Raw genomic sequence first — 11766 nt, 5'->3', positions numbered from 1 at the left:
TCCGCGAGCCGCTGTGAGCTGCTTCGAGGTTCTTCGAGCTCCTTCGCGCGCTGCTTCACGGGGCCGCGCGAAACGGCCGGCGCGCGCCTCAGTCGCGGACCACCGTCACCGGGCACGGCGCGTGCTGGGTGACATGGAGGCTGACCGAGCCCAGCAGGGTGGCCTTGAAACCGGTGTGGCCGCGGGCCCCGACGACGAGCAGATCGGCGCCCCGGGCGCGGTCCAGCAGGGCCTGGGCCGGATTGCCGATGACCACGATCTTGCTGACGGCGGCGGCTCCGGCGGCGCCGAGAGCCTCCTCCAGCGCCTCGGTGAGGGAGACGGTGGCCAGGGCCTGCGGGTCGAAGTCCTCCGGCATGCCCGGCATCATCGACGCCCAGCTGGTGGCGGGGTACTCCCAGCTGTTCACGGCCTCCACCGTGGCGCCGGTCAGCTCGGCCTGGCGCACCGCCCAGTGCAGCGCCTTGATCGAGGATTCGGAGCCGTCGACGCCCACAACGATCCTGCCCATATCTGCCTCCAGCTCGGTCGCGCTCGGCCTGTTCGGTACAGCGTCCGGTCTCACTGTAATCAAATAGGGCAATCGGGGCGGGTCCGTGTGACCCGCCCCGATCGCCCCGGCACGCCCTGAGCCCAGACTCAGTCCCGCCTCAGTCCAGCCGCAGGTCCGCGAGCTGCTGCTCGAAGGGGACGATCGCGTCCTCCCCGTCGTCCAGACCCGGCGTCCGCGAGGCCCCGGAGACCGTACGGCCCAGGACGGCGGAGGCCAGCTCGCCGCCCGCACGGCGGATCCGGGACGGCAGGCCCTCGGTGTACTCGTCGCCCGAGGAGCCCCAGTCCTCCGACGCCGCGTAGACGGAGGTGGGCACGGTGACGGCCCGCAGATAGGCGAAGAGCGGGCGCAGCGCGTGCTCCAGGACCAGCGAGTGCCGGGCCGTGCCGCCCGTCGCGGCGATCACGACGGGCTTGCCGGTCAGCGCGGTGGGGTCGATCAGGTCGAAGAACGACTTGAACAGTCCGCTGTACGAGGCGGTGAAGACGGGCGTCACGGCGATCAGCCCGTCGGCCTCCGTCACCGCGTCGATCGCCTCCCGCAGTCCGGCCGACGGGAACCCGCTGACCAGGTGGTTCGCGATGTCCACGGCGAGATCGCGCAGCTCGATGACACGAACCTCGACGTCCCTGTCGTCCCTGTCGTTCCTGTCCCGCTCGGCGACGAGGCGCTCACGGGTGGCGGCGGCCAGCCGGTCGGCCAGCAGCCGGGTGGAGGACGGCTGGCTGAGCCCGGCCGATACGGCGACGACGCGCAGCGGTGTGGTGGCGAACATGGCGGTCAGCTCTCCTTTCGGGCGGCACGGGCGGCGGCGACCACCGGGTGGACGGGCGCGGACTCCGGCACACCGGCCGGCCGCAGGTTGGCGAACTCCTTGCGCAGGACGGGCACGACCTCCTCGCCGAGGATGTCGAGCTGCTCCAGGACCGTCTTCAGCGGGAGCCCCGCGTGGTCCATCAGGAACAGCTGGCGCTGGTAGTCGCCGACCGCGTCCCGGAACGTCAGCGTCCGCTCGATGACCTCCTGCGGGGAGCCCACCGTCAGCGGGGTCTCGCGGGTGAAGTCCTCCAGGGACGGGCCGTGGCCGTAGACCGGCGCGTTGTCGAAGTACGGGCGGAACTCCCGTACCGCGTCCTGCGAGTTCTTCCGCATGAACACCTGGCCGCCGAGCCCGACGATGGCCTGTTCCGCGGTGCCGTGCCCGTAGTGGGCGTAGCGGCGCCGGTAGAGGTCGACCATCTTCCTGGTGTGCTCCATGGGCCAGAAGATGTTGTTGTGGAAGAAGCCGTCGCCGTAGTACGCGGCCTGCTCGGCGATCTCGGGCGAGCGGATGGAGCCGTGCCAGACGAACGGCGGGACGCCGTCCAGCGGGCGCGGGGTGGCGGTGAAGGACTGGAGCGGCGTACGGAACTTGCCCTCCCAGTCCACGACGTCCTCGCGCCACAGCTTGTGCAGCAGGGCGTAGTTCTCGATGGCCATCGGGATGCCCTGGCGGATGTCCTTGCCGAACCAGGGGTAGACCGGTCCGGTGTTGCCCCGGCCCATCATCAGGTCGACGCGGCCGTCCGCGAGGTGCTGGAGGGTGGCGTAGTCCTCGGCGATCTTCACCGGGTCGTTGGTGGTGATCAGCGTGGTGGAGGTGGACAGGATCAGGTTCTCGGTGCGGGCGGCGATGTAGCCGAGGGTCGTCGTCGGCGAGGACGGGACGAACGGCGGGTTGTGGTGCTCGCCGGTCGCGAAGACGTCCAGACCGACCTCCTCGGCCTTCTGCGCGATGGCCAGGGTCGCCTTGATCCGCTCGTTCTCGGTGGGGGTCCGGCCGGTCGTCGGGTCGGTCGTGACGTCTCCGACGGTGAAGATCCCGAACTGCATGGCGTCCGCCTTCCTGAGTCCCGGCCGGGGATCCGGGGTTCCGGAGACCTGACCGATTTGGTTGAACGTTGAACTACACCCTACAACGGGGCCCCTCCCCGTCCTATTCCGCACGGCCGGACGCTCTTCCCGGGCGGGCGTATTCTGGAACGGTGAGCGAGCTGAAGAGCAACAGCGAGGAGTGGAAGGCGCGCGGAGTGTTCCTGCGCGTCTTCGTCTATGTCTTCGCGACGCACCTGTTCGCCGGGTTCATCTGGCTCCTCTTCTACGTGGGCGGGCACGCGCCGAAGTAGACCCCCGCGGGAAGAGGCCCCGCGGGAAGGGCCCTCCACGGGACGCCCCCGGCGGGAAGCGGACCCCTCTATAGTGAAGCCATGACCTCCGTCCCGTGCCGAAACTGGTGGCGCTCCTCATAGGAGCGGCCACAGCATCTGCACGGAACCAGGGCCGTTCGACATGGACGGCCCTTTTCGCTGCCCTCGTACGGCGCGGAAACGGAGACGGAGCGCAGCGGCGCTCACCGGCTGGGCCGTCCTCCACGCACCATCCACGCGAGGAGAGACCCGATCCCATGACCAGCACCGCACCCGCACCCGCACCCGCCACCGCACCCGCCACCACTGCGCCCACCGCTGTCACCGCCACCGCCGGCGCGCCCGCCACCTCACCCGCCCCGGCCGCCGCCACCGAGCTGGAACGCCGTATCGCCCAGGACCCCGGCAGCTTCCGGGTCCTCACCGGGGACCGGCCCACCGGCGCCCTTCACCTCGGCCACTACTTCGGCTCCCTGCTCAACCGGGTCCGCCTCCAGAACCTCGGCGTGGACGTCATCGTCCTGATCCCCGACTACCAGGTCATCACCGACCGGGACACGGCCGAGCGGCTGGGCGAGTACACCGACGGGCTGCTCCTGGACTATCTGGCCCTCGGTCTCGACCCCGCCCGGTCCACCGTCTTCTGCCACAGCGCCGTCCCCGCGCTCAACCAGCTCATGCTGCCCTTCCTCAGCCTGGTCTCCGTCGCGGAGCTGAACCGGAACCCCACCGTCAAGGACGAGATCGCGCACTCCCGGCAGTCCACGGTCAGCGGGCTGATGCTCACCTACCCGGTCCACCAGGCCGCCGACATCCTGTCCTGCAAGGGCAACCTCGTCCCGGTCGGCCGGGACCAGGCGCCCCACCTGGAAGTCACCCGGACGATCGCCCGCCGCTTCAACGAGCGGTACGGCCAGGTCTTCCCGGAACCGGACATCCTGCTCTCCGCCGCACCCCTGCTGCTCGGCACGGACGGTACGAAGATGAGCAAGAGCCGGGCCAACTCCGTGCCGCTCTCCGCCACCGCCGACGAGACCGCCCGCCTGATCAAGGGCGCGACGACGGACGCCGACCGGCACATCACCTACGACCCCGACGCCCGCCCCAACGTCTCCTCGCTGGTCCTGCTGGCCGCCCTCTGCCTCGACCGGGACCCGCACGAGGTCGCGGCGGAGATCGGCGACGGCGGGGCCGCCGCTCTGAAGCGGACGGTGACCGACGCGGTCAACACCCACCTGGCCACCTTCCGGGCCCGGCGGGCGGAGTACGCGAAGGACCTGACGTACGTACGGTCGGTGCTCCGCGCGGGCAACGAGCGGGTGAACGCGCTGGCGGAGGCCACGCTGGACGAGGTCCGGGAGGCGATGGGCGCGTTCCGGTAGCGACCGGGAGAGCGGCGGGGAAGCCCGGTCCCTACCGCCCCGGCACCACCGACCGCTGCCGCCTCAGCAGCTCCGCGAGGCCGCGGCGGGTGGCGGCGATCACCACCCGGTCCTGGGCGCGCAGGACATAGCCGGGGTGCAGGTCCCAGACCAGGCCGGAGGGCGGCGGTGTCGCGTCGCCCTCCGGGTCGTACGGCGGGATCGCGGCGAGGTCCGGGTTGCGGTCGGCGGGCGGGGTGGCGTCGATGGCCAGGACCCGCCAGGCGCCCGCCCGGAACGCCTGCTCGACCGTGTGGCCCTCCAACTGCGGGTGCCCCGCCACCTCCAGGGCCGCGAACAGCATGACCTTGCGCTCGACCGGGACCGCGCCGAGGATCTGGCGGCCCATCATGGCGACCGCGAAGGACGGCGCGGCCAGATGGGAGACCGAGCGGGAGCGGGTCAGGGCCTGGGGGTGCGCGGTGCGCAGGGTGCGGTAGACGGCGGTGGCGAACTCGTCGTCGTACAGCCGCAGCGCCACCCTCAGGTCCGGCTTGACCGAGCGGGCGTACAGCGCCGCTTCCAGGTTCGTCGTGTCGATGCTGGTCAGCGCGAGGAGGGCGCGGGCGCGGCGGATCTTGGCCGCTTCGAGGACGCCTTCCTGGGTGACGTCGCCGATGACGGTCGGCACATGCATCGAGCGGGCCAGCGGAATGCCCCGGGCCTCGGGGTCCTCCTCGACGACGACCACGGGGATGTCGAGTTCGCGGAGCCGTACGAGGACGCGCGTACCGATCTTGCCGAGCCCCAGCAGCACCACGTGCCCCGACAGACCGCGCGGCGGCCGGCGCAGCGAGGAGGCGGTGCGCAGGGTGCCGAAGGCCTCCAGGACGGCGGCGAGCAGCAGCGGGAGCAGGAGCAGCCCGGCGACTCCGGAGAGCAGCTGGATGATCTTCCGGGCCGTCGTGCCGTCCTCCGACGGGTCGTTCATGCCGAGCAGGTCGAGCAGGGTCAGATAGGTGGAGTGGATCAGGCTGTCCTCGGTGGTGAGGAGCGAGGCGACCACCAGGGCGAGGGCCGCGAGCGCTATGCCGAGGGCCGACCAGCGCAGCCTGCGGGAGAAGACCTGGGAGAGCGGGGCGCCCCGGCCGCCCATGCGGGTGGCCGGGCGGTCCGGGTCGGCCCGGCTGACCGCTTCGAGGACCACCGTGCCCCGGCCGGTCGCGGCGGCGATGGCGCTCTCGTCGGGCAGCAGCTGCGGGGCCTCGTCGCCGCTGCTGTCCGAACCCTCCGCGCCCGCCGGGTCGTTGGTGGTGGAGGAGAGCAGGGCGAGGGTGCACAGGCCGGGGTCGGCCCGCTCGCCGGAGCGGGGCGGGGGACGCTCGGCGGCGCGCAGGAGCAGCCCCTCGGCCTGGATGATCTTGCTGCTGCCGGTCAGCGCGGTGGCGGCGAGGGCCGGGGCGGCGGTGTCGGCGTCGGACAGGACCGTGGTGGAGGCGTCCAGTAACGCCGGGTCGATGCCGGGCATGGCGACGGCCGCCGCCTGGTCGAGCAGTTCCTCCAGATGGAGCCCGAGCTTGCGGTTGTAGAGCCGGATCACCAGCCGCAGGCGGGGGTTGAGGCGGCGGGCGGTCAGGGCGGCGCGGATGTTGCGTTCGTCGTCGTCGTAGACGAGCGCGAGGGCGGCGGCCCGGTCGACGCCCGCCTCCTCCAGTACGTCGTCGGAGGGTTCGGGGGCCTCCATGATGCGGACGGCCTCGACCCCGGCGTTGGTGTCGCCGCTGCCGCCGGTGGTCCCGCCGCCGTTGCCCGCGCGGTTCATCGCCGCCGACATCCGGCCGAACAGGGCGGCCGCCCGCCCCCGTTGGGTCAGCGGCGTCTCCGGGCTGTTCGCGTCCCGGCCCGGCGGCAGGAGCAGCGTGACCCGCTCCCCGTAGACGAAGCGCAGCTCCACGGCGAGCCGGCGCGCCAGGGCGTCGTCACCGCAGACGATCATGTGGCCGGAGGACGGCGGCCGTCCCGGCTGCTGAGGAAGTGGAGGCACGAAACCCAGCATGCCGTGATCCTTCCGGCTCGGTCTTCCCGATCGGTCCCGATCAGTGTGGAGTGTTGGTGATCTTCGCATGACGGCCGGGGGCGGGCCGGTCGTCGACCGTCCCGCCGTTGGCCCCTCCTTGGGGGCCCGCCAGCAGGTGGCGGGGGTCCGCCGCCCGCTGGATCGCCGTCTCGACCGCAGCGATCCGGTCCGCGAGCAGTCCGAGCGCGGCAACCGCCCGGGTCATCGGGTCGCCGTCCGGACCGCCGAGCGCCTGCGTACGGACGTAGGAGGCGGTGATCGCCGCCCACCGCTCGGCCTGTCCGGCGGTGAGCGTGCCGCGCAGGGCGGCCAGCTTCAGCAGGTTGGCCTCGGCGCCGGTGGTGAGCGTCTGGGCCTCGCCCGCGTAGTGGTCCTCGACGACGGCGGACAGTTCGTCGTCGTTCATGACGGGCACGATCCGCTCGGCGATCTTGTTCATGTTGCGGTAGGAGCCCTGGAGCCGGAACGGCGGTTCGGTGCGCGTGGCGTCCGTCTGCGCGGCCGAGGCGATGTACGCCGCGTTCACCGCGAGCACGGTGTCCCGGGCCGTGAGCAGATGGCGCAGCACGGCCAGGATACGGTCCAACTCGGCCGCACTGTAAGGGTGTTCCAGGTGCTCGGCGCGCGCGGCCGGGTCGCTGCCGCCCGCCAGCCGCACCAGCAGCGCCAGATCGTCGCGGGAGCGGGCGGCCAGCGGGGCGAGCACCGGGTTGGCGGTCAGCGCGTTCTCCACGAAGCTCAGCGCGAAGACGTCGTCCCGGCCGCTCAGCACCTCGCCGAGGTTCCACACGTCGGCCCGGTTGGCGAGCATGTCCGGGATCCGGAACTGCTCGCCGGACTCGGTGTACGGGTTGCCCGCCATGCACACCGCGAACCGCTTGCCCCGCAGGTCGTAGCTGCGCGGCTCGCCGTCCCGCACCCCCTCGATACGACGGGTGGCGTCGCACAACGGGATGAACTTCTGCAGGAGTTCGGGCGAGGTGTGCTGGATGTCGTCGAGGTAGAGAAGCGTGTTGTTGCCCGCCTCCAGGGCGAAGTTGATCTTCTCGATCTCCTGTCGGGCGGTGGCGCTCGGGGCCTGGTCCGGGTCGAGCGAGGTCACGTCGTGGCCCAGGTTCGGGCCGCTGATCTTGACGAGGACCATGCCGAGCCGGTCCGCGACGTACTCCATCAGCGTCGTCTTGCCGTAGCCGGGCGGCGAGACGAGCAGCAGCATGCCCTGCGAGTCGGTCCGCCGGTCGGCGTCGGCGGTGCCGAGCTGCTTGGCCAGGCTGTCGCCGATCAGCGGCAGATACACCTCGTCGAGCAGCCGGTTGCGGACGAACGCCGACATCACGCGCGGCCGGTGGTCGTCCAGCCGCAGCCGTCCGCGCTCGGCGGTCACCAGCGAGGTGCGCAGCCGCTGGTACGCGCGGAACCCGGGCACGGTGTCCGTGCGGAACTCGGCCGTACGGGCGAGGAGTTCGTCGATCCGTACGGTGAGGACCCCGCCGCCCGCGATGCGCGGGTGATCGCCGAGCAGGCCCTCGAGGCGCTCGGTGAGCGGGGCGTCGCAGTCGTACCGCTCCAGCTCCGGGCAGAGCTCCACCGCCACGGCCTCCGCCAGATCCCCGTCGCCCAGCTCCGCCCCCGTGGCCCCGGCGTACGGGGCGAGCCACCCCTCCACGAGCTGCCGGCGCGCGGCCAGGTTGTCGCCGAGGGCCGCGAGGTCGTCCGCGTACGCGTCCGGGCCCGCCGCCCGGTGGAAGGCTTCCAGGAAGGCCCGGATCGGGGAGCCCACGACGAACCCGGAGGGCCCGGTGGTCAGCTCCTCGAAGAGGTACGCGGCGACGGCGTGGGCCGGTGCGGAGGAGAACCGGGAGCCGATCTCCGACGCCCACTCCTCCTGGAGCACCGCGATGGCCGGGGCGAGCCCGAAGGTGTCGCGGGCCCGGGCCAGGGAGGCCGCGCGCCTGGTCCAGGAGGTGCGCCGCGCCTCGTCGGAGCCGTACGCCCAGAAGAGCTGGGCCGCCGCGCGGACGGCCGGCTCGTGGCGCAGCAGCCCGGCGTCCGTGTGCAGCCGCAGCAGGGCGGCCAGGATCGCGGTGGCGTCCTCGTCGTGGACGCCCCGCGTGTACCCCTCGTCGTACGCCTCGGCGGCCGACTCCCGTACGAGAGTGGTCAGTTCGGCATCGGCGAGCGAGGCGAGGTGTGCGGCCCCGTGCTCGTCGAGGAGCCGGGCGGCCAGATGCTCGGCCCGGTAGACGGAGGCGTTCTCCGAGGGGAGCAGCTGCTCCCAGTACGGCCGGGCCGCCGCGAACTCCGGGTCGGTGACCGGGGCCCGGTAGTCGGTCCCGGTCAGCGCGAAGGCGAGGCTGTCCCCGGAGGGCACCAGCGTCAGGTCGAACGGCTGGGTGTTCACCGCGAACCGGTGGCGGCCCAGCTTGATCACGGACCCGCCGTCCGCGTACAGCTCGGTGCGGTCGCGCAGGGCGCGGCCCGCCTCCTGCCGGGCCGCCTTCAGCCGCCCGTCCAGCTCCTCGGCCCGTACCGGGTCGCCCAGTTCGCGCAGTTCGTCTGCGGTCCGGCGGACCTTGGCGACCATCGGGTCGGAGGCGAAGTAGGTGTGGACGGCGTCGAGGTCATCCAGCGCGGCGACCCGCCGGGCGATGGTGTCGAGCACCCGCTCCGCCGACCCGGCCAGCCGCTCCGCGCGCCGCGCCCGCTCGTCCTGGAGGGTCTGCTTGCGCGCCGAGAACGCCTCGTACACCTCGGTGCGGCGCTCGGCCAGCTCGGCGAGGAAGTCGTCGAACTCCGCGAACCGCGACTCCAGGTTCTCCAACTGGAGCAGCAACCGCGCCAGTTGGTCGTCGCAGGCCTCCGGTGATTCGGCGGCGGCCAGCGCGCCCGTGACGGCCTGTCCGAGCAGGGCGAACTCGGCGGCGAACTCGGCCCGCCCCTCCTTCGACAGCAGCTCCCGACGGCGCGCGTCCAGCGTGGCGCGGGCCCGGTTCGCCCCGCCCAGCACCTCCGCGATCCGCTCCAGGATCGACGTACGCACGGTGGCGTCGCCGATGTCGAGACCGGCCACCACGTCCGTGACGGTGGCAAGGCCCTCCGTCATCGCGGACAGCCGGTCGGTCACGGCGGAGGCGTCCCGGACGGTCTCCAGCGCGCCCGCGTCGGCCACCAGCCCCGCGATGTCCTCGTGGTACCCGTCGAAGGCGTCCTCGCGGGCGAGGAACGACACGGCCCGCTGGGCGGCGGAGGCGAGGTCGTCCTCGGTCCGGGCCGACAGCTCGGCGATCCGCTCGACATCGGCGTACCGCATCTCGCCGACCGTCGCCAAGTGGCCGTGCGCCTGCCGCAGTTCGGTCAGCCGCTCGACCCAGACCGAGGCCGACCCGGGCACCTCGCCCCGCACCCGCCGCACCAGCGCGGTGATCCGCGCGGCGGTCTCCTCCAGCGCGTCGGCGGCCCGCCGGGTCAGCTCCTGTACGGCGGTGAACTCGGCCAGCACCTGCTGCGCCGTGGCCCGCAGCTCACCCAACGGCTCGGCCAGCGAACCCAGTTCCGGGTCGGACAGCCAGTGGTAGCGGTCCTGGGCGCGAGCGCAGTCGGCGGCGAGCTGCCCGTAGACGGCGGTCGTCGGCGTCATGTCCTGAACGCCGTGCGCGAGCGCGAGGCAGTCCGAAATCCCGCGCACCAGGTCGGCGTTGCCGGTCCGGGCGAGCGGACCGGTCCCGGCGGGCCGGGCGGCGGCGTAGGTGTCGGAGACGTACGGCGTCTGCCAGCGCTGCAACGGGTGCACCCGGGCCGGCCCGTCCGGGTTGTCCCGGAGCAGGATCAGCGTGCCGTCGTCCAGCAGCGCGTGGCCGCGTCCGGTGAGCGGGGTGGCGACCTCCTGGCGGATCAGGTTGTAGGGGAGGAGGAGGCTGCGCAGGCCGTCGCGGGAGCGGAAGACGTAGAGCACGTCCTCGCCGTTGGGCGAGCGGACCGCGCCCTCGAAGACCGGCTCGGTCAGCTCCTCGGCGGTGTCGAAGGTCTTCGCGGTGCCGGTGGTGAGGTAGTAGCCGCCGGGGAAGATGATCCCCTGGTCCTCGGGCAGCCGGTGGCAGGCGGGCCCGATCGAGTCGAGCCGCTGGACACTGGAGAGCAGCGAGTTGAAGACCAGGTACCGCCAGTCCGTCTCCTTGTACGGCCGCACCCGCAGCAGTACCAGCGGCCCGACCTCGGCGTACTCGACGTCGGCGTCGGCCAGCGACTGCAACGGCTCGTCGACGGGCTCCTCGTAGATGCCGTCGGGCGACTCGGTGTCGTCGGTGACCTTGACGGTGAGCGTGCCGCCGAGCGTGTCGACGAAGAGCCCGCCGCCCTTGCCGACGGCGATGTGCGGATGCCGTCCCGGAACGTGGGCGTCCCGGCCCGCCACGGTCCACTCGAAGTCGTGCGACGGCGGAAAGACGTGATCGCGCTCGCCCTGAGCGTCCAGGAACGCCCCCGGCGACCCGTCCGCCCCGAGCGCCCAGCGCAGCACCCGGATGTCCTCGGCGTTCTCGCCGGTACGGAAGACGGCCAGCAACTTGCCGTTGACGCGGCGCAGCCGGAGGAGGCGGGCGTCGCGGAAGTAGCGGTGGAGGGAGGAGAACTCGCGCCGGAAAGCCTCGTCGTCGAGGAGGGTGCTCTCTGCTCCGGGAGCGCCGTCCTCCGCGTCCGCGTCCCGTACGAGCAGGACGTCCTCGACCCCGGCCTCGCCCCGGGCGCCAGGGCCCCGCTCGAACCCGAAGAGCAGCCGGCCGCCCACGGCGACGAGATCACGCGGCACGGAGGCCCGCTCGGTGTGGACCTGCTCGGTGGCCAGGAGCCGCAGCCCGGTCGACCCGAACTCCTCGGTCCGCCGGACGTTGAGCGCCTCGGCCCGCCGCACGAGCTCCCCGGCCTGCGCGGAGAGCCGGCGCCGCAGCACCTCGTAGGCACCGGCATCCACATCGGCCTGCCCGCCCTGAGGCGCGGTGGCGGTGGCGGTGATGTCGCTGTCCATGCGTACGGCTCCCTACGTGATCTTCAGACTCAGCCCGTCCGGGTGGGCCCGTTCTTGGCGTGTGGCGCGGACCCGGAAATCCAGCTCGTCCGGCGTTTGAGGACGGAACCTTTGGGCCGGTGGGCCCGCGTGCCCCGGCACACCCAGCCCGTCCGGCGTTTGAGGACGGGACCTTTGGGCTGGTGGGCCCGCGTGCCCGGCACACCCAGCCTGTCCGGCGTTTGAGGACGGGACCTTTGGGCTGGTGGGCCCGCGTGCCCGGCACACCCAGCCTGTCCGGCGTTTGAGGACGGGACCTTTGGGCTGGTGGGCCCGCGTGCCCGGCACACCCAGCCTGTCCGGCGTTTGAGGACGGGACCTTTGGGCTGGTGGGCCCGCGTGCCCGGCACACCCAGCCCGTCCGGCGTTTGAGGACGGAACCTTTGGGCTGGTGGGCCCGCTTCCCGACGTGGTGCGGCAGGCCCGAATTCCAGCCTGTCCGGCGTTTGAGGACGGAACCCCCGACCGGGCGGGCCAGGCCTGTGCGCCCACCCCCGTGGGACGCACACGCAGACCTTCCGGCCCCCCGG

7 protein-coding genes are annotated in these 11766 nt (G+C 72.6%); 2 read left to right on the top strand and 5 right to left on the bottom strand.

From position 1 onward, the window contains the following. Positions 1 to 88: 88 nt before the first annotated feature. The 3 genes from KV381_RS17540 to KV381_RS17530 form a co-directional block, all read right to left on the bottom strand. Positions 89 to 511, bottom strand: coding sequence for a universal stress protein (locus KV381_RS17540; RefSeq protein WP_030077000.1), 423 nt, complete (start codon positions 509 to 511; stop codon positions 89 to 91). Positions 512 to 650: 139 nt separating this feature from the next. Continuing rightward, entirely contained in the window at positions 651 to 1328 is a 678-nt protein-coding gene (locus KV381_RS17535; RefSeq protein ID WP_218785625.1) for an FMN reductase, read from the bottom strand. A gap of 5 nt (positions 1329 to 1333) precedes the next feature. After that, positions 1334 to 2425 carry an LLM class flavin-dependent oxidoreductase gene (locus KV381_RS17530; protein ID WP_218785623.1) on the bottom strand — a complete coding sequence of 364 codons (1092 nt, stop codon included), beginning with the start codon at positions 2423 to 2425 and terminating at the stop codon, positions 1334 to 1336. Positions 2426 to 2577: 152 nt separating this feature from the next. On the opposite strand from KV381_RS17530, the gene KV381_RS17525 reads away from it, so the two are divergent. Next, entirely contained in the window at positions 2578 to 2718 is a 141-nt protein-coding gene (locus KV381_RS17525; RefSeq protein WP_167396279.1) for a DUF6126 family protein, read from the top strand. A gap of 278 nt (positions 2719 to 2996) precedes the next feature. Continuing rightward, positions 2997 to 4121, top strand: coding sequence for a tryptophan--tRNA ligase (trpS, locus tag KV381_RS17520; RefSeq protein WP_218785622.1), 1125 nt, complete (start codon positions 2997 to 2999; stop codon positions 4119 to 4121). Positions 4122 to 4152: 31 nt separating this feature from the next. Here the strand turns inward: trpS and KV381_RS17515 are convergent, their stop codons facing one another. Both KV381_RS17515 and KV381_RS17510 read right to left on the bottom strand, forming a co-directional pair. Beyond that, complete coding sequence (locus KV381_RS17515) at positions 4153 to 6156, bottom strand: NAD(P)-binding protein (RefSeq protein ID WP_030626571.1); 2004 nt, start codon at positions 6154 to 6156, stop codon at positions 4153 to 4155. Positions 6157 to 6196: 40 nt separating this feature from the next. Further along, on the bottom strand, positions 6197 to 11197 hold the full coding sequence (locus KV381_RS17510; protein WP_218785620.1) for a DNA repair ATPase: 5001 nt from the start codon (positions 11195 to 11197) through the stop codon (positions 6197 to 6199). Positions 11198 to 11766 lie beyond the last annotated feature (569 nt).

This window comes from Streptomyces sp. WY228 (assembly GCF_019287315.1).
In the GTDB taxonomy this organism is placed as follows: domain Bacteria; phylum Actinomycetota; class Actinomycetes; order Streptomycetales; family Streptomycetaceae; genus Streptomyces; species Streptomyces caviscabies.
The sequence above is the reverse complement of the archived record's forward strand: the minus strand, read 5'-3'. Positions and strand labels throughout refer to the sequence as shown.